Raw genomic sequence first — 23971 nt, 5'->3', positions numbered from 1 at the left:
TAGTGCGCCCGGGACGCGCTCGGCTCCCCAAATAGACGGTTTAGCTGATCATGGCACCTCAGGAGGAACGGCGCATCGACTCGGTGATCCGCTCGGCCGCCGCCATCACCGGCACGGCGTGCAGCCGGCCGGGCGCGCGGGTGAGGCGTTCGATGGGTCCGGAGACGGAGACGGCGGCGATCACCTTGCCGCCGCTGCCCCTGATGGGGGCCGAGACGCTGGCCACGCCCTGCTCGCGTTCGCCCACGCTGTGGGCCCATCCGCGCCGGCGCACGCTGGCCAGGGTGGCGGCGGTGAACTTGGCCCCGCGCAGCCCCCGGTGCAGCCGGTCGGGCTCCTCCCAGGCGAGCAAAATCTGCGCGGCGGACCCGGCGGTCATCGGCAGCGCCGACCCGACGGGCACGGTGTCGCGCAGCCCGCTGGCGCGCTCGGCGGCGGCCACGCACACGCGCTCGTCACCCTGGCGCCGGTAAAGCTGGGCGCTCTCGCCGGTCAAATCACGCAACTGGGTCAGCACCGGCGCCGCGACGGCCAGCAGCCGGTCCTCGCCCGCCGCGGTGGACAACTCCGACAACCGCGGTCCGAGGACGAATCTGCCCTGCGTGTCGCGCGTCACGATGCGGTGGTGCTCCAGCGCCACGGCCAGGCGGTGCGCCGTCGGCCTGGCCAGACCGGTGGCCTGAACCAGCTGCGCGAGCGAGGCCGGTCCGGCCTCCAGGGCATTGAGCACGAGAACGGCCTTGTCCAGTACGCCGACTCCGCTAGAGTTGTCCATACACCGATACTGCCGTCTCGACATATGAGAAAGCAAGTCGGCGCGGAGTCTCAAGGAGGAGATCAATGGGCCGCACACTGGCGGAGAAGGTCTGGGAGCAACACGTCGTACGGCGCGCGGAAGGCGAACCCGACCTGCTCTTCATCGACCTTCACCTCATCCACGAGGTGACCAGCCCGCAGGCGTTCGACGGCCTCCGCATGGCCGGACGCGAGGTGCGCCGGCCCGATCTCACCATCGCCACCGAAGACCACAACGTGCCGACCGTGCTGGGCCCCATCAGCGACCCGGTCTCCAAGACGCAGGTCGAGACCCTGCGCAAGAACGCCGCCGAGTTCGGCGTCCGGCTGCACCCGATGGGCGACGCCGGGCAGGGCGTCGTGCACATCATCGGCCCCCAGTTCGGCCTGACCCAGCCGGGCATGACGATCGTGTGTGGCGATTCTCACACCTCCACCCACGGCGCGTTCGGCGGCATCGCCTTCGGCATCGGCACCTCCGAGGTCGAGCACGTGCTGGCCACCCAGACGCTGCCCGCCTACCGGCCCAAGACGATGGCGATCGAGGTCTCCGGCGAGCTGCCCGTGGGCGTCACGGCCAAGGACCTGATCCTGGCCATCATCGCCAAGATCGGCACCGGCGGCGGCCAGGGCTACATCGTGGAGTACCGGGGCGAGGCCGTCCGCAAGCTCTCGATGGAGGGCCGGATGACCGTCTGCAACATGTCGATCGAGGCCGGCGCCCGCGCGGGCATGATCGCTCCGGACGAGACCACGTTCGCCTACCTCAAGGGCCGTAAACACGCGCCCACCGGTGCCGGCTGGGACACCGCGGTCGAGTACTGGAAGACGCTGAGGACCGACGACGACGCCGAGTTCGACAAGGTCGTGGAGATCGACGCCTCGGTGCTCACACCGTTCGTCACCTGGGGCACCAATCCCGGGCAGGGGCTGCCGCTGGGCGCGGCCGTACCGGATCCGGCGGAGATGGCGGACGCGACCGAGCGGGCGGCGGCCGAGCGGGCGCTGGAGTACATGGGCCTGACCGCGGGCACGCCGCTGAGCGAGATCGAGGTCGACACCGTCTTCGTCGGCTCGTGCACCAACGGCCGCATCGAGGACCTGCGCGCCGCCGCCGAGATCCTGCGCGGACGGCAGGTGAAGACGCGCACGCTGATCGTGCCCGGTTCGATGCTGGTCAAGCTGGAGGCGGAGAAGGAGGGCCTGGACAAGGTCTTCGAGGCCGCCGGGGCCGAGTGGCGGCAGGCCGGCTGCTCGATGTGCCTGGGCATGAACCCCGACACGCTCCAGCCGGGCGAGCGCAGCGCCTCGACCTCCAACCGCAACTTCGAGGGCCGTCAGGGCAAGGGCGGTCGCACCCATCTGGTGTCACCGCAGGTCGCCGCCGCCACCGCCGTAACCGGCCGCCTGACCGCGCCCGCCGACCTGGCCGTCACGGCCTGACCGCAGAGGACCACGCACATGGACGCCTTCACCACCCACACCGGCACGGCGGTGCCGCTGCGCCGCAGCAACGTCGACACCGACCAGATCATCCCGGCCGTCTGGCTCAAGCAGGTCAGCCGCACCGGCTTCGAGAAGGGCCTGTTCTCCGCCTGGCGCGAGGACCCCTCCTTCGTCCTGAACAACCCCGTCCACGACGGCGCCTCCATCCTGCTCGCCGGTCCCGACTTCGGCACGGGCTCCTCGCGCGAGCACGCCGTCTGGGCCATCCAGCAGTACGGCTTCCGCGTGGTGATCGCCGCCCGCTTCGGCGACATCTTCCGCAACAACTCCACCAAGATGGGCCTGCTCCCCGTCATCCTGGACGCCAAGGTCGTCGAGGAACTGCAGGCGGCAGTCGAGGCGGACCCGGCCACCCAGATCGCCGTCGACCTGGTGGAACGCGAGGTGCGCCTCGGCCAGGACGCGTGGAGTTTCGAGATCGACGACTACACGCGCTGGCGGCTGCTGGAGGGCCTCGACGACATCGGGCTGACCCTGCGTCACGCCGATGACATCGCCACGTACGAGAATGGTCGGCAGCCATGGCTGCCGACGACCGTCTAGACGACGACCTGGAAGACGACGAACTGGCGCGGCGGTTGCGCGAGGCGCACCGCCGCGTCCGCATGCTCCCCGCCGACGAGAAAGAGCGTGTCGCCCGCAGATACCTGGCGATCTGCGACCTGGCCAAGCGCGATCCGGAGCGCGCCGCCAGCCGTCTGGAGGCCTTCATCGAAGGGCTCGACGACACGCCACGCGGTCAAGAAAACACGGCCGGTGATTGAGTTCCCCCGGAAAGCCCCTTAATTTCGAGCGCGTAAGGGGTTTCTACGTGAGGCGAGTGTGCTGGAACCCCGAGCCGTAACAGGGGGATAGATGAACAAGCGGGAACTCGTCGACGCCATCGCTGACCGGGTGGGCGACAAGAAGACGGCCACCGAGGCCGTGAACGCGATTATCGACGCCGTCCAGAAGGCTGTGGCGAGCGGAGACAAGGTCTCGATCACGGGCTTCGGCGCGTTCGAGATGGTTCACAAGCCTGCGCGCACGGCCAGGAACCCGTCGACCGGTGCGGAGATCAAGGTGGCCGAGAGCTGGGCGCCTAAGTTCCGTCCCGGCTCCGACTTCAAGGAGCTGGTGAACGCCGGCGGCAAGAAGGCGTCGAAGAAGAAGTAGTCACTTCTGCGTGATGGCCCGGATCCCGCTTCTGAGCGGGGTCCGGGCCCTCGCGTTTCAGGGCATCGGGAAGGTCGAGAGCGTGATGAACGTGACCTCGCCGTCGGCCACGGCCAGGTTCACGCGCTGGCCGGAGCGCAGCAGCAGGAGCGGTCCCGCGTCGAAGGCACGGGTCGGGAAGTCGAGGACCGTGCCGTCGTCGAGAAAGACCGTTCCCGAACGGGTGGCCGGGTCGTAGGTACGCACTGTCGCCTGCACGCGACCAGCGTAAATCGTTTGACCCGGGCGGGCGAGCCCCGGAGGATCGAGACCCATGCGCCTTCGGGGGAATGCCGACTTTTCGCGATTCGCGGTGGCGAACGCCGTGACCCAGGCCGGCACGCAGGTCACGTTCGTCGCCCTCCCGCTGGCCGCGGTGCTCACCCTGGACGCCGGGCCGTTCCAGCTCGGGCTGCTCACCGCCGCCGAGATGATCGCCTTCCTGCTGGTCGGGCTGCCCGCCGGGGTCTGGGTGGACCGGCTGCGCCGCCGTCCCATCCTGGTGTGGACCGACCTGATCCGCGGCTTCGCGCTGCTGAGCATCCCGGTCGCCGCGTGGCTCGGGGTGTTCTCGCTGGTCCAGCTCTACCTGGTCGCGCTGGTCATCGGCTTCTGCACGGTCTTCTTCGACGTCGCGCACATGAGCTTCCTGCCCGCCGTCGTCGGCAAGGACGGGCTCGAACGCGGCAACAGCGTCCTGGAGGCCACCAGCAGGATCTCCATGCTGGCGGGACCCGGCCTCGGCGGCCTGCTCGTGCAGTGGCTCACCGCGCCGTTCGCCCTGCTGGCCGACGCCGTCAGCTATCTCGCCTCAGGGGTACTGCTGTCGCGCGTACGCGTCCGGGAGACACCAGCGCCCAAGCAGGCGGGACGGCGGCTGCGTCGGGAGGTCGCCGAAGGCGTCAGGTACGTCGTCGCCGAGCCCGTCCTCCGTGTCATCGCCCTGCTCGGCGCGCTGGTACAGCTCGGCAACGGCATCTGGTTCGTCGGCCAGCCGCTCTACCTGATCAAGGAACTGGGCGTCGGCGCCGGGCTCTACGGCCTGATGCTGTCCGTCGGCGCCGTCGGCGGGCTGGCCGGAGCGGCCTTCTCCACCCGGATCATCGCGCGCTTCGGCGTCGGACGCACCATCACCGGGACGGCGGCCGTGGTCATGGTGCTCAACCTGCCCCTGACGCTGGTCGCCGACGGGTGGCGGCTGGCGTTGTTCCCGGCGTTCACCCTGCTGGCCGGGGCGATCGGCGTGGTCTTCAACATCACCCAGGTCAGCTACCGCCAGCGCACCACACCCGAGCACCTGCTCGGCCGGGTCAACGCCAGCATGCGCTTCCTCATGTGGAGCGCGGTGCCGATCGGCGGACTGCTCGGCGGGGCGCTGGGGGAGTGGGCCGGCGGGCGCGCGGTGTTCGTAACCGGCGTGCTGCTGGTCGCCGCCGCACACCTGCCCGTGGTCCTGTCCCGCCCGATCCGCCACCTCAACCTGACCCCAACCCCCTAACCTTCACCCCCCGCCTCGCGCCTCGCGCCCGCGCCTCGCGCCCCGCGCTTCTCACCCCGCGCTTCTCACCCCGCGCTTCGCGCCCCGCGCGTCTCGCCCCGCGCGTCTCGCGTCGCCCCGCGCGTCTCGCGTCGCGTCTCGCGTCTCGCGTCGCGTCTCGCGTCTCGCCTTGCGCGTTCCCCCTCGCGCCCCGCTTCGCGTCTCGCGTCTCGCGTTTCGGCCCCCTGACCCCTCACCTCTCGCCGGGGCTAGGCGCCCAAGGCTGGTCTGCTGTCTTGGCTGGTTTCGGGGGTTTGGACCACTTGGCCGGTCATGGTGGGCCGTTGCGGTGGGGACCACGTCCGACGTGAGAAGCGACCCCCACGATCGGCGCCGGCGCACGACGGCGGGTGGGGGTGGGGCGGCTCGCCGTAACCTCAAAAAGGGCCGTAGCCTCAAAAAGCGGGTGGCAGTTTCATCAAACGCACCACGGCGGCAGTGTGGCGGCCCAGGCCGAGCAGGATGGCTGCGCGCAGGTCGTCAGGGGTGTCGACGTCGCGGCGGACCGAGTCGATGCCCGTGAGCTCCAGCTCCTTGGCGCCACCGGCCAGATGCTTGGCCCGCGACTCGCCGCCGAAGCGGGGGGTGAACGGGACGCCGGGCCGTACGCCGTAGAAGGTGGTGCCGACGTCGAGGGCGTCGGGCACGAACGCCTGGTCGTGGTCGGCCGCCGCCGTCAGCACCGCGGCCAGCTCCGTCGGCCGCAGCGTGGGCAGATCGGCCTGAAGGGCGCCGACGGGCTCGTGCGGCGCCAGCCGTACGGCATGGGCGGCGCCCGTGCGCAGTGCGGTGTTGAGGCCGCGGTCGGGATCGTGCACCACCTCGGCGCCGAGGGCGCCGAGCGGACCGGCGGCGGCGGGATCGGCCGTCACCACGACTACCCGCGCCACGAGCGGGCAGGAGAGCGCCGCGGAGACGGTGTCGCAGGCGACCGCGACGGCGAGCCGGGTGCGGTGGGGACCCGTGGCGGCGGCCAGCCGGGTCTTCGCCGCGACCAGCGTCTTCACCGGGATGACCAGTGACCAGCGGATGCTCATAGGCTTAAGTCTCGTGCCTCGACATCCCGTGCGGCCAACCGGGAGACTTGAGACGCATTCCGTACCTGTTGGAGGAGACCATGAGCCGCCCCGTGCGACCATCGCGCTTCTGGGAAACCCTCGCGGTGGTGATCGTGAAGCCGCTGTCGTGGCTCCTGGTCAAGAAGGACTGGCGGCACGGCGAGCGCATCCCGCGCACCGGCGGCATGATCATCGCCACCAACCACCTGTCGTGGGCCGACCCGGTGCTCCTGGCCCACTTCCTCTACAACAACGGCCGCTGGCCGGTCATCCTGGCCAAGGCCGGGCTGTTCAAGGTGCCTGGGCTCGGGGCGGCGGTGCGCGGGCTCCTGGCCATCCCGGTCCAGCGAGGCAGCAGCGACGCGGCCAAGTCGCTCAGCTACTCGGCTGAGCGGCTGCGGGACGGCGCGGTCGTGCTCTTCTACCCGGAGGGCACCGTCACGCGCGATCCCGGCCTGTGGCCGATGGCGGGCAAGACCGGCGCCGCGCGCCTGGCCCTGGAGAGCGGCGCCACGGTCGTCCCGGTGGCGCACTGGGGGGCCCAGGAACTGCTGCCCTATGGGGAGAAGCGGCCCCGGCTGTTCCCGCGCAAGACATTCCGGGTCTCGGTGGGGCCGCCGGTCGACCTGTCCAAGTACGCGGGCCGGCCGGCACACGCCGACGTGCTGCGCGAGGCCACCGCCGACATCATGGCGGCGATCACCGTTCAGCTCGCCGAGCTGCGCGGCGAGAAGGCTCCGGAAACTCCCTTCGACCCCGCCGGGCGGTGAACGCATGACCAAGACCGCTGTGTTCGGCACCGGATCGTGGGGGACCACGTTCGCCATGATCCTGGCCGAGGCGGGCAACGAGACGGTGCTCTGGGGGCGCAGGCCCGAGCTCGTCTGGGCGATCAACTCGACGGGGGAGAACCCCGACTACCTGCCCGGCATCACCCTGCCCGCCTCGCTGCGTGCCACGGACTCGGCGGCCGAGGCGCTGGACGGGGCCGACTTCGTGGTGCTGGCCGTACCGTCGCAGACTTTGCGCGGGAACCTGGCCACCTGGCGCGAGCACATCCCCGACGGCGCGGTGCTGGTCAGCCTGATGAAGGGCATCGAGCTCGGCACCACCAAGCGGATGAGCGAGGTGATCCGCGAGGTCGCCGGCGTGCCGGAGGAGCGCGTGGCGGTCGTCTCAGGGCCCAACCTGGCCAAGGAGATCGCCCAGCGCCAGCCCGCCGCGACCGTCGTGGCCTGCACCGACGAGGCCGTGGCCAAGCGGCTGCAGGACGCCTGCCACCTGCCGCCGTGGTTTCGCCCGTACACCAATCTCGACGTCGTGGGCGTGGAGCTGGGCGGCGCGGTCAAGAACGTGATCGCGCTGGCCGTCGGCGTCGCCGTGGGCATGGGCATGGGCGACAACGTGGCCGCCATGATGATCACCCGAGGGCTGGCCGAGATCTCCCGGCTCGGCGCGGCGCTCGGCGCCGACCCCCACACCTTCTCCGGCCTGGCCGGCATGGGCGACCTGGTGGCCACCTGCACCTCGCCGCTGTCGCGCAACCGCACGTTCGGCGAGAACCTGGGCCGCGGCATGACCCTGGAAGAGGTGATCGCCGCGACGCGCCAGACGGCCGAAGGCGTCAAGTCCTGCGAGTCGGTACTGGAGCTGGCGCGCAAGCACGACGTCGAAATGCCGATCACCGAGGTCGTCGTGGGTGTCGTGCACGACGGCATGTCGCCCAGGGAAGCGGGGATGTTGCTGATGTCGCGCTCGCCCAAACCCGAGCGTTACGGCGTCTGAGCGGCTGTCTCCGGTAGATTCGGACACCATGAGCAAGCCACGCGTCGCCGTCGTATTCGGAGGTCGCAATTCCGAGCACGCCGTCTCCCTCATGGGGGCGGGCAGTGTTCTGGACGCGATCGACAGGACCAAGTACGAGGTGATCCCGATCGGGATCGCCCAGGACGGCAGGTGGGTGCTCGCCACAGGCAGCCAGCGCTTCGCCATCGAGGCGGGCGAACTGCCCGTGGTCGACACCTCGGGGGCCGCGCTCGCCCTGCCCGCCGACGGAGGTTCGCTGGTGGCCTACGACCCCGGCAGCATCCCGGTGGAACTGGGCTCCGTCGACGTGGTCTTCCCGGTGATGCACGGCCCGTTCGCCGAGGACGGCACCATCCAGGGACTGCTGGAGATGGCCGGGGTCCGCTATGTCGGCTCCGGTGTGCTGGCCAGCGCGGTCGGCATGGACAAGGCGTACATGAAGACGGTCATGGCCGCCGCCGGGCTGCCCGTCGGCCGCTACGTCGTCGTACGCGACCGCGACTGGCGGCTCGACCGCGACCGGGTGCTCAAGGAGGCCGAGGAGCTCGGCTGGCCGGTGTTCGTCAAGCCGGCCCGCGCCGGCTCCTCCCAGGGCATCTCCAAGGCGCACGACCGCGCCTCGCTGGAGGCGGCCGTCGAGGCCGCCCGCGCGCACGACCCCAAGGTGCTCATCGAGGCCGCGATCGTCGGCCGCGAGATCGAGTGCGCGGTGCTGGAGTCGCTGGACGACGATCCCCCCGCCGCCTCGCGGCCCGGCGAGGTACAGGTCGAGGGCGGGCAGGCGTTCTTCGACTTCGAGGCCAAGTACTACCCCGACCAGATGTCGCTGACCGTGCCCGCCGACATCCCGGCCGAGGTGGCAGAGGAACTGCGCGCCATGGCGGTGCGCGCGTTCGAGACGCTGGAGTGCGAGGGCCTGGCGCGGGTCGACTTCTTCTACACGGCCGAGGGCAAGCTGATCTTCAACGAGATCAACACGATGCCCGGCTTCACCTCGCTGTCGGTGGCGCCGCAGCTCTGGGCCGCCTCCGGGCTCGACTACCCGGCGCTGGTGGACCGGCTGGTGCGGCTGGCGCTGCGCCGTTCACCCGGTCTTCGCTGAGGTGACCCGGCCGATCGCCCCGGACAGCCGCGCGAGGATCTCCGGGGCGACGTGCCCGGCCGCGATCGTGGTCTCGACATAGGCCACGTCGGTGATCGCGGTGAACAACGTGCTCCGGTCCGGGTCGGCGAACCAGCCGACCCCGTCGATCTCCTGCAACTGGTCGGTCGGCGCCATCCTGGCCGGCCGTCCGACGCCGCAGCGCACCGCGATCTCGCCCTCGCCCCAGACGGCGACGTAGGGCGACTCGGGGCTGGAGGTGGTGCGCTCCTTGCCGCCCAGCGTCTGGGGCAGGAGCGGGCCGAGCTTGGCGCACGCCGTGGCCGCCGCACCCTGCGGCGCGGGCGGTTCCATCTGTACGGCGCCGCCGCATCCGGAGACAACCAGCAGGACGAGGAGGACGGCGGCGGCGCGCATGAGGGAAAGGCTCTCTGGCTCTAGATGTGGACGATCGGGCACGTAAGAGTACGTGTGATTCCCTCCACCGCCTGAATCTGCGCCACGACCAGTTTGCCGAGCTCATCGACGTTGCGGGCCTCCGCGCGCACGATCACGTCGTAGGGGCCGGTCACGTCCTCGGCCTGCGTGACCCCGGCGATGCCGGCGATCTCGCGGGCCACGGTCGCGGCCTTGCCCACTTCGGTCTGAATAAGGATGTAGGCCTGCACCATGACGTCCTCCAGGGCGAATTGGATCAGCGCCGAAGGGCCACCGTACCCTTTCCCGGCCGGTGTGCGGGAGTGTGGCCGGTCGCCCGGGTTCGCACCTGCGTGACCCGGCGTGTCCTGCGTGTGATTCAGCATACGTAGGCACCCTGGCGGGCAGGTGAAGCAGGCCTCCACATACCGTGTTTGCACAGGAGGTGCACCATTAGAGTCGGAAATTTCGGTGAGTTTAGGGTTATATCCCGAATCTCCGGACAGTTGCCCCAGGGGCCCGGCGTACTGCTCGGCCCCGGAGACGACGCGGCCGTCGTCACCGCGCCCGACGGCCGGGTCGTCGTCTCCACGGACCTCCTCGTGGAGGGCCGCCACTTCCGCCGTGACTGGTCCTCCGGCTACGACGTCGGCCGCAAGGCCGCCGCCCAGAACCTCGCCGACATAGCCGCCATGGGCGCCACCCCCACCTCCATGGTCGTCGCCCTGGGCATGCCCGCCGACCTCCCCCTGTCCTGGGTGGACGAACTGACGCTGGGCTTCCGGGACGAGTGCGCCCTGGTCGGCGCGTCGGTAGTCGGCGGCGACCTGGCCCGCTCCGACACAGTGGTCATAGGCGTAACCGCCCTGGGCACCTTGTCCGGCCAGGCCCCGGTAACCCGCTCCGGCGCGAAGCCCGGCCACCTGGTCGCCATATCCGGCCGCCTGGGCCACGCCGCCGCCGGCCTGGCCCTCCTGGAATCCGCCCACCTCCCCACCCCCGCTCCCAAACCCGAGCCCACGACCCCACCTGCTGCCACCCGCGCTCCCACGAGCCCACCCACTCCCGGGTCCACGCCCCCACCCCTCGCCACTCCCGCCCCCGCTCCTGGGTCCGCCAACACATCACCCTCCGCCCCGGACCCCACCGAACCCGCTTCCGAGCTAGCGGGTCCGGCCTCCACCGCCAAGGGCGCCGCCGCCGCGGCCTCGGGCTCCGCCCCCACAGACCCGGCCTCCGCGCCCGCCACCCCCGGCTCCACGTCCACCGCCTCCGCGCCCACGGGTACCGGCTCCTCTGTTCCCGGTGTTGCGGGGTCGGGGCGTGCCGGCGCTTGGTCGGCCGGCTCGGGCTCGCGTGGCGCCGCTTCCCATGCGGTTGTGTCCGGGGAGGCGGGGGCTGGAGCGGTGGGGGTGGAAGGGCTGTTGCTGGAGGCTGTGGAGGGGCATCGGCGGCCTCGCCCGCCGTACCGGAGCGGGCCTGAGGCGGCGCGGCTCGGGGCGAGCGCGATGATGGACGTCAGCGACGGCCTCCTCCAGGACCTGGGGCACATCGCGAAGGCGAGCGGCGTGCGGATCGTGCTGGATCCGGCCGCGTTCGCGGTGGACGAGCCGGTGCTGGCCGCCGCCAAGGAGCTCGGGGCCGACCCGCTCGACTGGGTACTGGCCGGGGGTGAGGATCACGCGCTGGTGGCGGTGTTCCCTCCGGAGGTACGGCTGCCGCCCGAGTGGCGAATCGTGGGCCGGATCGAGGCGGGCGAGGGCGTCACGGTTACGGGGCGTGACGATGGACCACGGGGTTGGGACCACTTCCAGGGATGACTTGTCCCGTTTTACGTAAAATTTTCAGGGAATGAGTAGTGACTCCCGTGAAAGCTGTGACAAAGGCGTAGTAAAGGTGTTATGAAGATTGGCGGCCACTGTAACCGGCAGAAAGGGCAGCCATGGGCCGCCACGGCACAGGTGGATCCGATGACGGCAGTGATTGGGGGATGAGCAGGCCGGACGACTCACAGGAGGAGGACCTCAGGTCCACCACCGATCCAGCCGCCGCCTGGTCAGCAGCCCCGGATCCTTCGGCCACCAGCTCCTTCTTCGCCATCAACGACCAGGAACCGGGCTGGCCGGCACCCCCGGACCAACTAGAGGTCACGGGCCAATGGTCCCCGCAACCGGGCACCCGCCCCGGCCACCCCACGGGCGACCCCACGATGGGCCGCCCCGGCGCGGACCCGATGGCGGGTCACCCTGGCATGGACCCCATGGCGGGTCGCCCCGGCATGGACCCGATGGCAGGCCGACCCGGCCCCGGCCCGATGGACGGACCCGCTCACACGGGCCCGATCCCCGGAGGCGCGGGCATGGGCGCCGCATCAGGTCATCCCGGCACAGGCTCGACACCCGGCTATCCCGCCGGTGACCCCACGATGGGCCACCCTGGCGCGGACCCGATGGCGGGCCACCCTGGCATGGACCCGATGGCGGGTCGCTCTGGCGTGGACCCGATGGCGGGGCGGTCCGGGGGTGGTTCGGTGATCGGGGCCTCTGGGACCGATCCGTTCGAGACCACCGGGGCCTTTACCCGTCCCGACGCCTTCGACGGCTTTCAGGGGGCGGCTCCGGGGCAAGGGCCCGCCGGGCGTACCCCTGAGCCGTTTGAGACCACGGGGGCCTTCGCTCCGCCGCCTCAGCCCTCCGCCCCTGGACCTTTCGATCGGTCGGTAGGTGGCGGGGTCTTTGAGCGGCCGCACGACGAGACCCAGCGCTTCGGCGAGCGGCCCGGGAGCGACGGGAACACGGCGGCCTTCCCGTCGGACCCCTTCGCGGGGCAACCCCCAGCAGCGGGCCAACCGCCTCTCGCTGGCCAACCCCCGGCCGCTGGCCAACCCCCGGCCGCTGGCCAACCGCCGATCGCGGGGCAGCCGCCCTTTGCGGGGCAGGACGGCTCCGGTCCCTTCCCGGGCCAAGGGCGTCCCGCCTCGGACCCGTTCGCGGCGCAACCGCCGGATCCGTTCGCGGCTCAGGACGACGCCACGGCGCAGCACACCGGCCCCCAGCCCTGGGACACCGGCGGCATGCCGCCCGAACCCGGCGACATCAAGGTGGCCGGTTCCCCGACCGTCGTCTCGCCGATGCCCGCCTGGGCCGAGAGCAATGACGGCTTCCTGGGTTCCGGCTGGTCGTCCGAGGGTGACCTGCCCCAGGAACCCCAGGGCAAGAGCAAGCGCGGCCGCCGCAAGCCGCCGCCCCGTGGTGACGACCTGCCCGGCGGGCCGCCGTCCGGTGGCAGGGCGCGGGTGGCGCTGTTGTCGGTGGCGGCCGTGGCCGTGGTGCTCGGCGGTACGGTCGCCGGCGTCAAGATGATGGGCGCCTCCGGCGAATGCAAGCAGGGGAGTTGCGCGGCCGTCCAGCAGTCGGGGAACAACGGCCAGCCCGTTCCGTCGGTCAGCGATCCGGGTCCCGGCGAGGGGGAACCGGATGAGGAGCAGGTGACGGAAGAGCCCGAGGAGGCGACGCCTTCGGAGTCGAAGCGGCCGACGCCGACGTTCAGCGCGCGTGCGCCCCGCCGTACCCCGACTCCCAAGCCCACCCCGACCAAGACGAAGCAGAAGAAGACCACGCAGCCCACCGAGGACGCCGAGCCCACGCCGCAGTCCACGGTGACCGAGGAGCCGACCTCGGAGCCGACCAGTACGGCGGAGCCGAGTTCGGGCACCTTCCCGACCGACGCCGGGGTGCCGAACCCGCAGAACACGCAGTCCTCGGGCCTCAGGCAGGCGCCGGGCGGCAGCGCGGTGAACATGCGGTTCGACGTGACGAAGCAGGGCCTCACCAGCTACCGGGCGAGTGTCGACGTGGTCAACGCCTCCACCGAGACGATGGGCGGCCTCACCGTGTCGCTGCCGGTCTCCGGCCGGGTCACGGACGTGGACGGCGCCGGCTGGACCCAGGACGGCCAGCTGCTGATCATCGACGTCTCCCAGTCGCTGGCGACCGGCGCGACGGCGAGCGTGACGTTCACCGCGATCGGCAAGGGCAAGGCGCCGGAGAGTTGCGGGCTGGTCGGCGGGGAGTGCTCGCTCAGCTGAATGATTGGATGGGGGACATGACGGTTGTGACCCCTCCACGCGTCCTGACCGTCGCCGGATCCGACTCCGGCGGCGGTGCGGGCATCCAGGCCGATCTGAAGACCATGCTCGCCCACGGCGTGCACGGCATGAGCGTCATCGCCGCGGTCACCGCGCAGAACTCCCTGGGTGTCCAGGGCTACTGGGAGCTGCCGCCGGAGGCCGTACGCGCGCAGCTCGACTCCGTGCTGGGCGACATCGGCGCGCAGGCCGTCAAGACCGGCATGCTGGCCTCGCCCGCGCTGGTCGAGCTGGTCGCCGAGGTGCTCGGCGAATACGACGCGCCCACGGTGGTGGACCCGGTCGGGGTCTCCAAGCACGGCGACACGCTGCTCGTGCCCGAGGCCGTGGAGTCGCTCAAGACGCGGCTGCTGCCGGTGGCCACCGTGGTCACGCCCAACCTCTGGGAGGTCGAGCAGCTCACGTCGGTGAAGGTCGAGGACGAGGACGGTCTGCGCCGCGCCGCCGACGCGATCCTGGAGCTGGGGCCCACCTGGGCGCTCATCAAGGGCGGCCACCTGCCGGGCGAACCCGTCGACCTGCTGACCGACGGCACGGCCGAATACCGGTTCCGCGCCGAACGCCACGACAACCGCCACACCCACGGCACCGGCTGCACGCTGGCCTCCGCCATCGCCTCCCACCTGGCCCAGGGCGAGGAGATGCCGGTCGCGGTGGCCAAGGCGAAGGAGTACGTGACCGGCGCCATCGCACGCGGCTTCCCGCTGGGCGACGGCATCGGCCCGGTCGACCACGCATGGGAATGGCGCGCACGGTCCGCTCCAACGCGCTGACGGCCGGACATCACGAAAGCCCGGCGCTCTAGGGGTGCGCCGGGCTTCTGCGAGAAAAGTTGGGTTAGCGGGTGACCTTGCCCGCCTTGATGCACGAGGTGCACACGTTCAGCTTCTTCGGCGTGCCGCCGATGACCGCGCGAACCGTCTGGATGTTGGGGTTCCAACGACGACGGGTGCGGCGGTGCGAGTGGGACACGTTGTTGCCGAAGGTCGGCCCCTTGCGGCAGACATCGCAGACGGAAGCCACGGTATCGCTCCTTAAAACAGTCGATGTAGCCCTGTCCGCTGATGCATTCCGGGCGGAGGGCATGCCGGGACAACCGGCTAGCCAGACGAGAATATCTGATCCGCACCAGTGGGCGCGAACTCAGCACTGGACGCCCCGGCGAACGGGGATATTCTCCTCCATTAACGGTAGCGCATTCACGGAGGTCGGATCGCCCACATGCAGGTCTTGGAGCCGCCCGCGGTGCGGCGTTGGTCACGGCTGGCGGCGGACTCGCTGGGCCGGGCCAGGGCGGAGATCGACGCGCTCAACGTCTTCCCCGTCGCGGACGGTGACACGGGCACCAACCTGTACCTGACCATGCTGTCGGCCGCCGAGGCGGTCGAGTCGCTGCCCGACGACGTGGACGGGGCCGTGGTCTGGCAGACCCTCTCCTACGGCGCGATGGTCGGCGCCCGCGGCAACTCCGGCGTCATCGTCAGCCAGGCGCTGCGCGGGCTGGCCGAGGTGCTGAAGGGCGGCTCCGACCTGCGGACGGCGCTGGTCAGGGCGGCCGAGCTGGCCAGGCAGGCGGTGGCCAGGCCCGTCGAGGGGACCGTGCTCAGCGTGCTGTCGGCCGTGGCGGTAGCCGTACACGATCTGGACGGTGACCTCGAAGAGGTCGCCAGGCGGGCGGCGGGGCAGGCGCGGGCGGCGCTCAGGCGCACCCCCGAGCAGCTCGACGTGCTGGCGCGCAGCGGCGTGGTGGACGCGGGCGGGGCCGGGCTGGCGATCATCCTGGAGTCGCTGGAGGCGGTGATCACCGGCACCCACACGCGGCGCTTCGAGGTACCCGCCCCGACCGGGCGCGTGACGCCGATGGCCGAGGTGGGCGCGGGCTACGAGGTGATGTACCTGCTCGACGCCGAGGACGAGGCGGTGGCCGGGCTGCGCGCCGAGCTCGACGCCATGGGCGACTCGCTGGTCGTGGTCGGCGGCGACGGGCTGTGGAACGTCCACGTGCACGTCGAGGAGGCCGGTCCGGCGATCGAGGCGGCGCTGAAGGCGGGACGCCCGCACCGGATCAGGGTGACCTACCTCGCCGAGCGTACGCACAGAGGCGGCGCCGGCAGAGGCGTGGTGGCGGTCGCGGCGGGCGACGGGATCGCGGCGCTGTTCGAGGAGTGCGGGGCCGTCGTGGTACGCCGCGAGCCCGGCACCAGCCCCTCCCTGCCCGAGATGCTGGCCGCGATCCGCGAGGCGGGCGGCGAGGTCACGGTGCTGCCGAACGACGAGAGCGTGGGCGACGTGGCCGCCGCCGCGGCGGAGATCGCCCGCGAGGACGGCGTCACGGTCAGCGTGCTGCCCACCAAGGCCACCGTGCAGGGGCTGGCGGCGCTGGCCGTCCACGACCCGCTGCGCCGCTTCGACGACGACGTGGTCGCGATGACCGACGCCGCGGGACACACCCGCCACGGCCACATCACCGTCGCCGACCGCGAGGCCGTCACCAGCGCGGGCCTGTGCCGTCCCGGCGACGTGCTCGGCCTGATCGACGGCGACGTCGTGCACATCGGCGCCGCGCTCGACGAGGTCGCCACGCTCGTGGTGGACCGGATGCTGGCGGGCGGCGGCGAGCTCGTGACCCTCGTCACGGGCAAGGATGCTCCGGTACGGCTCGCGCCGCACGTGGAGCGGCACCTGTCCACGTCCCGCCCCGACGCCGACCTGGTCGTTTACCCCGGCGGCCAGGGCGGCTACCCACTGCTCATCGGCGTGGAATGATTCCTGTCGGTCACACGCGGTAGAACATATGACCGTGAGCCGATTCGACGAGCCGTTGACCAAGGCGCTCGACCCGAAGACAGCCAAGCTCCTGCACAGCGTGCTCGGCCTGGAGACGGTGGGCGACCTGCTGCGCCACTATCCGCGCCGCTACGCCGAGCGCGGCGAACTGACCTCGCTCGACATGCTGGAGGTCGACGAGCACGTCACCGTGGTCGGCGAGGTCACCCGCGCCATGCGCAAGCCCATGCGCAACCGCGGCGGCACCTGGCTGGAGGTCGAGGTCGTCGACGGCACCGGCAAGAAGATCTACCTGTCGTTCTTCGGCAAGGGCTCCCACGTGGCCGAGTCCCGCCTGAAGCCGGGCAGACGCGGCATGTTCGCCGGAAAGGTCGGCGCGTTCGGCTCCCGCGCCACCCCGCGCTGGCAGCTGACGCACCCCGAGTTCGAGCTGTTCGACGAGAGCGAGACCAGCGCGGAGGAGTTCTCCACCGCGCCGGTGCCGATCTACCCGGCGGGCAAGGACCTCACCCCCTGGGCGATCAGGCGCGCGATCGGCATCGTGCTCGACACGCTCGGCCCGCTCGACGACCCGCTGCCCGCCGGCCTGCGCGCCCGCCACGGCCTGGCCGACCTCGGCGACGCGCTGGTGGCCATCCACCGGCCGAAGGACTTCGGCGAGGTGCACCGGGCGCGCGACCGGCTGAAGTTCGACGAGGCGTTCGTGCTCCAGGCCGTGCTGCTGCAGCGCAGGCAGGCCGCGACCGCGTGGCCGGCCAAGCCGCGTCCGCGCAGCTCCGGGGGCATGCTCGACGACTTCGACGCCCGCCTGCCGTTCTCCCTGACCGAGGGCCAGGCCGCGGTGGGCGAGGAGATCGCCGCCGACCTCGCCCTGCCCCACCCGATGCACCGCCTGCTCCAGGGCGAGGTCGGCGCGGGCAAGACGGTGGTGGCGCTGCGCGCGATGCTCCAGGTCGTCGACGCGGGCGGCCAGGCCGTCCTGCTCGCCCCCACCGAAGTACTGGCCCAGCAACACCACCGCTCCATCACCGCGATGCTCGGCGACCTCGCCACCGGCGGCATGTTCGGCGGCACCGCGGTCACCCTGCTCACCGGCTCCATGGGCGCGGCGGCCCGCCGCGCGGCCCTCCTCGACGCGGCCTCCGGTACGGCCGGCATCGTCGTCGGCACGCACGCCCTGCTCCAGGAGCACGTGCAGTTCGCCGACCTGGGCCTGGTCGTCGTCGACGAGCAGCACCGCTTCGGCGTCGAACAGCGCGACGCCCTGCGCGAGAAGGCCGGCGGCGGCAGGCCCCACGTCCTGGTGATGACCGCCACCCCGATCCCGCGCACGGTCGCCATGACCGTCTTCGGCGACCTGGAGGTCTCCACGCTGTCGCAGCTCCCCTCGGGCCGCGCCCCGATCACCACCCACGTGGTTCCGGCGGCCGAGAAGCCCCACTTCCTGGAACGCACGTGGCAGCGCGTGCGGGAGGAGGTCGGCCTGGGCCGCCAGGCGTACATCGTCTGCCCGCGCATCGGTGACCTGGAGGGCGACGAGGGCGACCTGGAGTCGGTGCCGCCGTCCGACGAGGAACGCCGGCCCCCGCTGGCGGTCCTGGAGGTGGCCGAGATGCTGGCCGAGGGCCCGCTGCACGGCCTGCGCCTGGAGGTGCTCCACGGCAAACTGCCGCCGGAGGAGAAGGACGCGGTCATGCGCGCCTTCACCCGAGGCGAGGTCGACGTGCTGGTGGCCACGACGGTCATCGAAGTGGGCGTAGACGTGCCCAACTCCTCCGTCATGATCATCATGGACGCCGACCGGTTCGGCGTCTCCCAGCTCCACCAGCTCCGCGGCCGGGTCGGCAGAGGCGGCCTGCCGGGTTTGTGCCTCCTGATCTCGGAGTTCCCCGAGGGCACCCCGGCCAGGGCCCGCCTGGACGCGGTCGCCTCGACCCTGGACGGTTTCGAACTGTCCCGCGTCGACCTGGAACAACGCCGCGAGGGCGACGTCCTGGGCGCGGCCCAGTCCGGCAAGCGCTCATCGCTGAAGATGCTCCAGTTGCTACGCGACGAGGACGTCATCGAAACCGCCCGAGCCGAGGCGGCCGCCTTCCTGGAAAAGGACCCCGCCCTGACGTCCCACGAGGGCCTACGAGCCGAAATAGCCCGCCTCCTGGCCGACGAAAAAGCCACCTATCTAGAAAAGACCTAACCCCCCAACCCCGGCCACCGGGCGCCGTGGGGCGGATCGGGACGGCATGCACGTAGCGCCAGGAAGCCCTGACAGGCGGCACCACGCCCAGAGGGCAGCCAAGCCGCCGGCACGGCCAGAGGAGGCCGTGTGGGCGCTTGGGTCGTGTGCGGTGGTGGAAAGGGGCCTTGAGGGCCGGACGGCGGCCCCGGGGCGTTGAGCGGGCGGTGGTGCACGGTGGGTGGTGCACGTATCGCCGTTGTGGCGGGGACCACGTGCGACGTGAGAAGCGACCCCCACGATCGGCGGAAACCCACGATGGCGGGTGGCGGTAACCCGGCTTGCCGTAACGGCGAAAGGGCGTGAAGAACCGACGAGCACGCCGAAAGCCTGAGAAAGCGAAAAGGCCCAGCGGCGGGGACGGCCTCCCCCCGAATGCCGTCCCCGGCTGGGCCCACCCTCGGGTCAGGTGCCGAGGGATCCGGCGTGCGGAAGGGCTCACGATCACGCCGGTCGGCCTCCATTTGGGTCACCTCGAAGGCCGCAGTCATCATCATGCGGGCCCGCCCGCCCCAAGGGAACGACCCTTGCGCAGTCGAGGCCGACACTTGTCCACTCTTGACCTGCGGTGACATGGGGAACAATGGCCCTCATGACTCGGATCATCGCGGGGAGCGCGGGTGGGCGTCGGCTGGCGGTTCCGCCGGGGCGCGGGACGCGACCTACCAGCGACAGGGCAAGGGAAGGGATCTTCTCTACCCTCGGTTCACTTCACTGGCTGGACGGGGCGCGGGTGATGGATCTGTTCGCGGGTTCCGGGGCGGTCGGGCTGGAGGCTTTGTCGCGTGGGGCCGTCCACGCGCTGCTGGTGGAGTCGGACGCGAAGGCGGTCCGGACGATCAGGGCGAACGTCGCGGCGCTCGGGCTGGACGGCGCTCAGGTGGTGCACGACCGGGTGGAGCGGGTGCTGGCCAAGCCGGGGGAGGAGCCTTATGACGTGGTGTTCGCGGATCCGCCCTATGCGGTGGCGGATGACGAGGTTCTGGAGGTTCTGGCCCGGCTCAGGGACAACGGCTGGCTGGCGGAGGACGCCCTGATCGCGGTTGAACGCGAGAGCAGGGGAAATGCCCTGGTATGGCCGGAAGGCTACGTTGAGGAGAGGGTCCGTCGATATGGTGAAGCGTCCGTTTGGTACGGTCGCGCCGCCAGGGACCCGTAAGCCTGGGAGGGCATCTTGCGGCGCGTTGTCTGCCCGGGGTCGTTCGACCCCATCACCAACGGTCATCTCGACATCATCGGCCGGTCCGCCCGGCTCTACGACGAGGTGACCGTCGCGGTGCTCATCAACATCGAGAAGAGCAGCCTGTTCACGGTCGACGAGCGGATCGACGTCCTGCAGACCGTGACCAAGGAGTATCCGAACGTCAAGGTGCGGAAGTTCCACGGCCTGCTGGTCGACTTCTGCAAGGAGAACGACATCCCCGCGATCGTCAAGGGCATCCGGGTGGTCAGCGACTTCGACTACGAGCTGCAGATGGCGCAGCTCAACTATCGCCTGTCCGGGGTCGAGACGCTGTTCATGCCGACCAACCCCGAGTACTCTTTCCTCTCGTCCAGCAGGGTCAAGGAGATCGCCCGCTACGGCGGGGACGTATCCGGCCTGGTCCCGGATCTGGTGCACAAGCTGCTCATCGAGCGGCTCAGGGGCTGACCAGGGCCTGGTATTCTTTCTATTCGGCCTTGTACGACGGCGATCGTTTCGCCATGCCTAGCGAGAGCAAGGATGACTCAGCACCTCGACCCCCGCTCCCCATGGGTGATCTCTACCCACGACCTGGGCAAGCGACCGGGCACGATGCTGGAGCGCCGGCTCTCGCTCCCGGCACCGGCGGATCTCGGCGTCGACATGATCGGTGTCCCCAAGGACGCCGAAGTCGAGCTGGATCTCCGGTTCGAAGCAGTGATGGAAGGCGTGCTCGTCAGTGGCACGGCGCGGGCCCCGCTGGCCGGGGAGTGCGCCCGCTGTCTCGACCCGATCTCCTCGGGCATCGAGGTGGCGCTGCAGGAGCTGTTCTTCTACTCCGACGAGGACGCCTCGGAGGAGGATTCGCTGCTCGACGGGGAGCTGCTCGACCTCGAGCCGACGTTCCGCGACGCGGCGGTGCTCGCACTGCCGTTGAGCCCCATGTGCGGTGACGACTGCCAGGGGCTCTGCGTGGAGTGCGGGGCCAGGCTGGCTGACGCCGGCCCGGACCACCGGCACGAGAAGATCGACGTCCGCTGGGCGTCGTTGCAAGGTCTGGTTACCGAGAACGATAACGATCAGGAGAAGTGACGTGGCCGTCCCGAAGCGAAAGATGTCGCGGAGCAACACCCGCGCCCGTCGCTCCCAGTGGAAGACGACTGCTGTCGCGCTGGTGAGCTGCCCGCAGTGCCGTTCGCCGAAGCAGCCGCACATCGCCTGCCCGAGCTGCGGTACGTACAACCGCCGTCAGGTCGTCGAGCCGTCTGCCTGATTCGCAGAGTTGACGTGATGCCGACCGGGTGCAATTGTGCCCCGGTCGGCGTTAACGTCTGAGATGCGTGCGGTGGCGGTTCGCCCGCGGCCGTGGTGGACGCCGGGACACCATCCCCGACGCCCACCACGTTTTCGGGCATCTTCCACAGCCATCGCGCCATGTGAAGGTGTCCGAGGAGGAAACACGTGGGCGCAGGTCCCAAGCCGGTGGCCGTGGAGGTCGCCAGAGACGAACTGGAACGAGTCCTTTCCGCACGACTCGCTTCCGACATCCTTGAGCGGGCGCTGACGCACCGCTCCTACGCGTACGAGAACGGCGGCCTGCCCACCAACGAGCGCCTGGAGTTCCTGGGCGACTCGGTGCTGGGCCTGGTCGTCACCGATACGCTCTACCGCAACCACCCCGATCTGCCCGAGGGCCAGCTGGCCAAGCTGCGGGCCGCGGTGGTCAACATGCGCGCGCTGGCCGACGTGGCCAGGTCCCTGGGCCTGGGCCGCTTCCTTCGCCTCGGCAGGGGCGAGGAGGGCACCGGCGGGCGCGACAAGTCGTCCATCCTGGCCGACACGCTGGAGGCGCTGATCGGCGCGATCTACGTGGACAAGGGCCTGGAAGAGGCCTTCCGCGTCGTGCACGTGCTGTTCGATCCGCTGATCGTGCGCTCGGCCTCGCTGGGCGCCGGCCTCGACTGGAAGACCTCGCTGCAGGAGCTGACTGCCTCGGAGGCACTCGGCGTGCCCGAGTACCACGTCGAGGAGAGCGGCCCCGACCACGCCAAGTCGTTCACCGCGGTGGTGCGCGTGGGCGGCGAGTCCTACGGCTCGGGCACCGGTCGCAGCAAGAAGGAGGCCGAGCAGCAGGCGGCCGAGGCGGCCTGGACCCGCATCAGGGCGCGTCGCGAGCAGCGCGAGAGCCAGCCGGCCGGTTAGGGATGCCCGAACTGCCCGAGGTCGAGGTCGTCCGCCGCGGCCTCGCGGAATGGGTCACCGGGCGGGAGATCGCCGACGCCGAGGTGCTGCATCCTCGCGCCGTCCGGCGGCACCTGCCCGGGGCCGACGAGTTCGCCTCGCGGCTGAAGGGCCGCACGATCGTCTCGGCCGAGCGCCGCGGCAAGTACCTGTGGCTGCCGCTCGGCCCCGACGACGCGCTCATGGCCCACCTGGGGATGAGCGGCCAGCTGCTCGTGGTGCGCCCGGACTCGCCGCTGGAGAAGCATCTGCGCGTACGGCTGCGCTTCGCCGACGGCGGCCCCGACCTGCGCTTCGTCGACCAGCGCACGTTCGGCCACGTCATGGTCACGCCGATGTCCGGCGGAGTCCCCGAGCCGATCGCGCACATCGCGCCCGACCCGTTCGAGGACTCCTTCGCCGACGCGGTCTTCGCCCGCAAGCTGAAGGCGAAGAACACCGAGGTCAAGCGGGCGCTGCTCGACCAGTCGCTGATCAGCGGCGTCGGCAACATCTACGCCGACGAGGCGCTGTGGCTGGCCAAGCTCCACTGGGCCCGCTCGACCAGGACCCTCACCCAGCCCAAGATCACCGAGCTGCTCGCCGGGGTGCGCGCGGTCATGAGCTCCGCCCTGGCGCAGGGCGGCACGTCCTTCGACAGCCTCTACGTCAACGTCAACGGCGAGAGCGGCTACTTCGAGCGCTCCCTGGAGGCCTACGGCAGGCGCGACCTGCCCTGCTCGCGGTGCGGCACCCCGATCAGGCGTGACCCGTTCATGAACCGCTCGTCCTACTCCTGCCCGACGTGCCAGCGTAAGCCGCGCTGAGCACGGCCATCACCGTCGCGAACCACAGCACGGCCGGCAGCGAAACGCCGTCCACGATCCGCCCGCCGACCAGCGCGCCGGCGGCGATGGTGGCGTTGAACACCGACGACACCCAGGCCATGCCGGACTCGCCGCCGCCCGCCTTGATCATCCAGAGCTGGCTGGTGACGGAGACGCCGCCGTAGGCCATGCCCCACAGCACGACCAGGAGAAGCGGGTCGCTCGTCAGGGGCAGTGCCGCGGTGGCCACGGCGATGAGCAGGGTCAGCGTGATGATCACCTGCTTGGGCCGCGTGGCGGCGAGCGCGCCCGCGGCGAAGTTGCCGGCCACGCCGGCCAGGCCGTAGGCGAGGAGGGTGAGGCTGATGTTGGCGCCGCTCTGCTCCAGGAACGGCCGGACATAGGTGTACGCGCCGAAGTGGCCGATCACGACCACGCCGATGACGATCAGCACGGCCCGCATGCCGGGGTCGCGCCAGACGCCGCCCAGGCTCACCGTGCTCTCGGCGGGCAGCGATGGAAGCAGGACCAGGAGCGCCGCGGTGACGACCAGGGCGAGCAGCGCCATCACCCCGAACGCCCACCGCCAGTCGGCCATGGAGGCGATCAGCGTGCCCGTGGGGACGCCGAGCACGGAGGCCACGGAGACGCCACCCGCGATCATGGCGGTGGCCCGGCCCACGGAGCCCGGCGGCACCAGCCGTACGGCGAGGCTCGCGGCGAAGGCCCAGTAGCCGCCGATGCTCACGCCGGTCACCACCCGGGCCGCCATCATCACCGTGAAGTTGGGCGCGAGCGCCGCCACCAGGTTCGACAGCACCAGCAGCGCCATGAGCCCGGCCAGCAGCATGCGCCGGTCGAGCCCGCGTACGCTCATGGCCAGCACGGGCGCGGCCACCGCGGCGACCAGGCCGGGCGCCGACATGGTCAGCCCGGCGACGCCGGTGGAAACTCCCATCGCGCCGCTGATCGGCGTCAGCAGCCCGATGGGCATCATCTCGCTGGTCACCACGATGAAAATGCCCACGGCCGTGGCGAGGACGGCGGGCCAATATGCCCGGGATGTGTCAATCGTCGTCATGGTCCAAGCCTGTGAACGAGCGCACGCGGGAACAATGCCGAAGATCGAATCCTTGGTTTAGCTGGACTAAGGAGTGCC

Annotated in this window: 26 protein-coding genes; 19 read left to right on the top strand and 7 right to left on the bottom strand. The window is 70.9% G+C overall.

Features of this window, described 5'->3' with window-relative positions; translation table 11 throughout:
• Positions 1-58: 58 nt before the first annotated feature.
• A complete protein-coding gene (locus tag ACFWY5_RS02310; protein ID WP_157250884.1) occupies positions 59-775 on the bottom strand; it encodes an IclR family transcriptional regulator in 717 nt (238 codons plus the stop codon).
• Positions 776-840: 65 nt separating this feature from the next.
• Between ACFWY5_RS02310 and leuC the strand changes: the two genes are divergently transcribed.
• From leuC to ACFWY5_RS02290, 4 genes are all read left to right on the top strand, one after another.
• Positions 841-2238, top strand: a complete 1398-nt coding sequence (gene leuC, locus ACFWY5_RS02305; protein WP_379630328.1) for a 3-isopropylmalate dehydratase large subunit — start codon at positions 841-843, stop codon at positions 2236-2238.
• An 18-nt stretch (positions 2239-2256) separates the two neighbouring features.
• The gene (gene leuD / locus ACFWY5_RS02300; protein ID WP_379630327.1) at positions 2257-2844 is read left to right on the top strand and encodes a 3-isopropylmalate dehydratase small subunit; all 588 of its coding nucleotides are present in this window, start codon (positions 2257-2259) and stop codon (positions 2842-2844) included.
• Complete coding sequence (locus ACFWY5_RS02295; protein ID WP_379630326.1) at positions 2823-3065, top strand: hypothetical protein; 243 nt, start codon at positions 2823-2825, stop codon at positions 3063-3065. The genes leuD and ACFWY5_RS02295 overlap by 22 nt, the downstream gene beginning before the upstream one ends.
• A gap of 91 nt (positions 3066-3156) precedes the next feature.
• Positions 3157-3456: an HU family DNA-binding protein gene (locus ACFWY5_RS02290; protein WP_157250888.1), complete on the top strand. Its 300-nt coding sequence runs from the start codon at positions 3157-3159 to the stop codon at positions 3454-3456.
• 57 nt (positions 3457-3513) lie between these two features.
• On the opposite strand, the gene ACFWY5_RS02285 is transcribed toward ACFWY5_RS02290, so the two are convergent.
• On the bottom strand, positions 3514-3714 hold the full coding sequence (locus ACFWY5_RS02285; protein WP_184960401.1) for a hypothetical protein: 201 nt from the start codon (positions 3712-3714) through the stop codon (positions 3514-3516).
• 55 nt (positions 3715-3769) lie between these two features.
• On the opposite strand from ACFWY5_RS02285, the gene ACFWY5_RS02280 reads away from it, so the two are divergent.
• On the top strand, positions 3770-4993 hold the full coding sequence (locus ACFWY5_RS02280; RefSeq protein ID WP_379612489.1) for an MFS transporter: 1224 nt from the start codon (positions 3770-3772) through the stop codon (positions 4991-4993).
• A gap of 434 nt (positions 4994-5427) precedes the next feature.
• Here ACFWY5_RS02280 and cofC read toward each other — a convergent pair whose 3' ends face one another.
• Positions 5428-6069 carry a 2-phospho-L-lactate guanylyltransferase gene (cofC, locus tag ACFWY5_RS02275; RefSeq protein WP_379612488.1) on the bottom strand — a complete coding sequence of 214 codons (642 nt, stop codon included), beginning with the start codon at positions 6067-6069 and terminating at the stop codon, positions 5428-5430.
• A gap of 80 nt (positions 6070-6149) precedes the next feature.
• Between cofC and ACFWY5_RS02270 the strand changes: the two genes are divergently transcribed.
• Genes ACFWY5_RS02270 through ACFWY5_RS02260 form a run of 3 tightly spaced genes read left to right on the top strand, consistent with a single transcriptional unit; the run spans position 6150 to position 8998 of the window.
• Positions 6150-6860, top strand: coding sequence for a lysophospholipid acyltransferase family protein (locus ACFWY5_RS02270; protein WP_379612487.1), 711 nt, complete (start codon positions 6150-6152; stop codon positions 6858-6860).
• A gap of 4 nt (positions 6861-6864) precedes the next feature.
• On the top strand, positions 6865-7875 hold the full coding sequence (locus ACFWY5_RS02265; RefSeq protein WP_379612486.1) for an NAD(P)H-dependent glycerol-3-phosphate dehydrogenase: 1011 nt from the start codon (positions 6865-6867) through the stop codon (positions 7873-7875).
• 28 nt (positions 7876-7903) lie between these two features.
• Positions 7904-8998, top strand: coding sequence for a D-alanine--D-alanine ligase family protein (locus ACFWY5_RS02260; RefSeq protein WP_379630325.1), 1095 nt, complete (start codon positions 7904-7906; stop codon positions 8996-8998).
• On the opposite strand, the gene ACFWY5_RS02255 is transcribed toward ACFWY5_RS02260, so the two are convergent.
• Positions 8981-9415, bottom strand: coding sequence for a DUF3515 domain-containing protein (locus ACFWY5_RS02255; protein ID WP_379612484.1), 435 nt, complete (start codon positions 9413-9415; stop codon positions 8981-8983). The two genes, ACFWY5_RS02260 and ACFWY5_RS02255, sit on opposite strands and share 18 nt — an antisense overlap.
• Before the next feature lie 20 nt (positions 9416-9435).
• Positions 9436-9669 (bottom strand): Lrp/AsnC family transcriptional regulator, encoded by a 234-nt coding sequence (locus ACFWY5_RS02250; RefSeq protein WP_379612527.1) that lies wholly within the window; start codon positions 9667-9669, stop codon positions 9436-9438.
• Positions 9670-9921: 252 nt separating this feature from the next.
• On the opposite strand from ACFWY5_RS02250, the gene ACFWY5_RS02245 reads away from it, so the two are divergent.
• From ACFWY5_RS02245 to thiD, 3 genes are all read left to right on the top strand, one after another.
• Positions 9922-11235, top strand: coding sequence for an AIR synthase related protein (locus tag ACFWY5_RS02245; RefSeq protein ID WP_379630324.1), 1314 nt, complete (start codon positions 9922-9924; stop codon positions 11233-11235).
• Positions 11236-12488: 1253 nt separating this feature from the next.
• A complete protein-coding gene (locus tag ACFWY5_RS02240; protein ID WP_379612482.1) occupies positions 12489-13502 on the top strand; it encodes a hypothetical protein in 1014 nt (337 codons plus the stop codon).
• Between the two features lie 8 nt (positions 13503-13510).
• Positions 13511-14335, top strand: a complete 825-nt coding sequence (gene thiD / locus ACFWY5_RS02235; protein WP_379630323.1) for a bifunctional hydroxymethylpyrimidine kinase/phosphomethylpyrimidine kinase — start codon at positions 13511-13513, stop codon at positions 14333-14335.
• A gap of 64 nt (positions 14336-14399) precedes the next feature.
• Here thiD and rpmB read toward each other — a convergent pair whose 3' ends face one another.
• Entirely contained in the window at positions 14400-14585 is a 186-nt protein-coding gene (rpmB, locus tag ACFWY5_RS02230; protein ID WP_049556934.1) for a 50S ribosomal protein L28, read from the bottom strand.
• Positions 14586-14783: 198 nt separating this feature from the next.
• Here rpmB and ACFWY5_RS02225 point away from each other — a divergent pair, with 198 nt between their 5' ends.
• From ACFWY5_RS02225 to mutM, 8 genes are all read left to right on the top strand, one after another.
• Complete coding sequence (locus tag ACFWY5_RS02225) at positions 14784-16328, top strand: DAK2 domain-containing protein (RefSeq protein ID WP_379612480.1); 1545 nt, start codon at positions 14784-14786, stop codon at positions 16326-16328.
• A 34-nt stretch (positions 16329-16362) separates the two neighbouring features.
• Entirely contained in the window at positions 16363-18543 is a 2181-nt protein-coding gene (gene recG, locus ACFWY5_RS02220; RefSeq protein WP_379612479.1) for an ATP-dependent DNA helicase RecG, read from the top strand.
• Between the two features lie 631 nt (positions 18544-19174).
• Positions 19175-19741, top strand: coding sequence for a 16S rRNA (guanine(966)-N(2))-methyltransferase RsmD (gene rsmD / locus ACFWY5_RS02215; RefSeq protein WP_379630322.1), 567 nt, complete (start codon positions 19175-19177; stop codon positions 19739-19741).
• Between the two features lie 15 nt (positions 19742-19756).
• Positions 19757-20233, top strand: coding sequence for a pantetheine-phosphate adenylyltransferase (gene coaD / locus ACFWY5_RS02210; protein WP_379612477.1), 477 nt, complete (start codon positions 19757-19759; stop codon positions 20231-20233).
• A 72-nt stretch (positions 20234-20305) separates the two neighbouring features.
• Positions 20306-20857: a YceD family protein gene (locus ACFWY5_RS02205; protein ID WP_379612476.1), complete on the top strand. Its 552-nt coding sequence runs from the start codon at positions 20306-20308 to the stop codon at positions 20855-20857.
• A gap of 1 nt (position 20858) precedes the next feature.
• The gene (gene rpmF / locus ACFWY5_RS02200) at positions 20859-21038 is read left to right on the top strand and encodes a 50S ribosomal protein L32 (RefSeq protein WP_184960388.1); all 180 of its coding nucleotides are present in this window, start codon (positions 20859-20861) and stop codon (positions 21036-21038) included.
• 209 nt (positions 21039-21247) lie between these two features.
• Positions 21248-21967 carry a ribonuclease III gene (gene rnc, locus ACFWY5_RS02195; RefSeq protein WP_379612526.1) on the top strand — a complete coding sequence of 240 codons (720 nt, stop codon included), beginning with the start codon at positions 21248-21250 and terminating at the stop codon, positions 21965-21967.
• 2 nt (positions 21968-21969) lie between these two features.
• On the top strand, positions 21970-22812 hold the full coding sequence (gene mutM / locus ACFWY5_RS02190; protein ID WP_379612475.1) for a bifunctional DNA-formamidopyrimidine glycosylase/DNA-(apurinic or apyrimidinic site) lyase: 843 nt from the start codon (positions 21970-21972) through the stop codon (positions 22810-22812).
• Here mutM and ACFWY5_RS02185 read toward each other — a convergent pair.
• Positions 22760-23893, bottom strand: coding sequence for an MFS transporter (locus ACFWY5_RS02185; protein ID WP_379630321.1), 1134 nt, complete (start codon positions 23891-23893; stop codon positions 22760-22762). The genes mutM and ACFWY5_RS02185 overlap by 53 nt on opposite strands.
• Positions 23894-23971: the final 78 nt, after the last annotated feature.

This window comes from Nonomuraea sp. NPDC059007, assembly GCF_042740555.1.
Taxonomy (GTDB): Bacteria; Actinomycetota; Actinomycetes; order Streptosporangiales; family Streptosporangiaceae; genus Nonomuraea.
Note: the sequence above shows the minus strand (reverse complement) of the source record. Positions and strands in the feature narration are given on the sequence as shown.

Coding starts and splice junctions, on each gene's coding strand:
- ACFWY5_RS02295 (WP_379630326.1), top strand. CDS start 2,823: ATGGCTGCCGACGACCGTCTAGACGACGACCTGGAAGACGACGAACTG.
- ACFWY5_RS02185 (WP_379630321.1), bottom strand. CDS start 23,893: ATGACGACGATTGACACATCCCGGGCATATTGGCCCGCCGTCCTCGCC.
- ACFWY5_RS02270 (WP_379612487.1), top strand. CDS start 6,150: ATGAGCCGCCCCGTGCGACCATCGCGCTTCTGGGAAACCCTCGCGGTG.
- ACFWY5_RS02260 (WP_379630325.1), top strand. CDS start 7,904: ATGAGCAAGCCACGCGTCGCCGTCGTATTCGGAGGTCGCAATTCCGAG.
- ACFWY5_RS02310 (WP_157250884.1), bottom strand. CDS start 775: ATGGACAACTCTAGCGGAGTCGGCGTACTGGACAAGGCCGTTCTCGTG.
- ACFWY5_RS02240 (WP_379612482.1), top strand. CDS start 12,489: ATGCCGCCCGAACCCGGCGACATCAAGGTGGCCGGTTCCCCGACCGTC.
- cofC (WP_379612488.1), bottom strand. CDS start 6,069: ATGAGCATCCGCTGGTCACTGGTCATCCCGGTGAAGACGCTGGTCGCG.
- mutM (WP_379612475.1), top strand. CDS start 21,970: ATGCCCGAACTGCCCGAGGTCGAGGTCGTCCGCCGCGGCCTCGCGGAA.
- ACFWY5_RS02265 (WP_379612486.1), top strand. CDS start 6,865: ATGACCAAGACCGCTGTGTTCGGCACCGGATCGTGGGGGACCACGTTC.
- leuC (WP_379630328.1), top strand. CDS start 841: ATGGGCCGCACACTGGCGGAGAAGGTCTGGGAGCAACACGTCGTACGG.
- ACFWY5_RS02280 (WP_379612489.1), top strand. CDS start 3,770: ATGCGCCTTCGGGGGAATGCCGACTTTTCGCGATTCGCGGTGGCGAAC.
- ACFWY5_RS02250 (WP_379612527.1), bottom strand. CDS start 9,669: ATGGTGCAGGCCTACATCCTTATTCAGACCGAAGTGGGCAAGGCCGCG.
- thiD (WP_379630323.1), top strand. CDS start 13,511: ATGGGGGACATGACGGTTGTGACCCCTCCACGCGTCCTGACCGTCGCC.
- rsmD (WP_379630322.1), top strand. CDS start 19,175: ATGACTCGGATCATCGCGGGGAGCGCGGGTGGGCGTCGGCTGGCGGTT.
- ACFWY5_RS02255 (WP_379612484.1), bottom strand. CDS start 9,415: ATGCGCGCCGCCGCCGTCCTCCTCGTCCTGCTGGTTGTCTCCGGATGC.
- ACFWY5_RS02290 (WP_157250888.1), top strand. CDS start 3,157: ATGAACAAGCGGGAACTCGTCGACGCCATCGCTGACCGGGTGGGCGAC.
- ACFWY5_RS02225 (WP_379612480.1), top strand. CDS start 14,784: ATGCAGGTCTTGGAGCCGCCCGCGGTGCGGCGTTGGTCACGGCTGGCG.
- ACFWY5_RS02205 (WP_379612476.1), top strand. CDS start 20,306: ATGACTCAGCACCTCGACCCCCGCTCCCCATGGGTGATCTCTACCCAC.
- leuD (WP_379630327.1), top strand. CDS start 2,257: ATGGACGCCTTCACCACCCACACCGGCACGGCGGTGCCGCTGCGCCGC.